The organism is Sporosarcina sp. P29 (genome assembly GCF_002743265.1).
Taxonomy (GTDB): Bacteria; Bacillota; Bacilli; order Bacillales_A; family Planococcaceae; genus Sporosarcina.
Map to the genome: position 1 here is coordinate 1 of NZ_PDYX01000144.1, position 367 is coordinate 367.

The window sequence follows — 367 nt, forward strand, 5'->3', positions numbered from 1 at the left end:
GGGTCATCGGCGCATGGGCCGCAGGCGCGACACGCGGCTGCGCGTTAGGCGTCGGCGGGTTGAAATACGGCGTCGGGGCGGCGGTCGTATTGTTGTAGTTATTCACTGTATGGATGCTGCGATTCACATTGTTCACGTTGTTATATTGGTTGATGTTGGTGACGCGATTCACCACGGTGGTGGAATGCGATACGTAGGGCGCATCGCGGTAGACCACCGGTTGGCGTCGATCGTCCCAGCGCATATCCCAGCTGTGCCAGCCGCTGTTGTGCTGATTGAACAATGAGGCGACCGCAATGCCGACACCGAAGCTGATCACGCCGGCCGCCAACATGTCGCCGCCGCTGTAGCCCGAAGGTTGATACCG

1 protein-coding gene is annotated in these 367 nt (G+C 59.9%); it reads right to left on the reverse strand.

Annotated elements, in window-relative coordinates:
- A partial coding sequence (locus tag CSV68_RS16955; protein WP_199175065.1) for a hypothetical protein occupies positions 1 to 367 on the reverse strand: 367 nt, incomplete at both ends.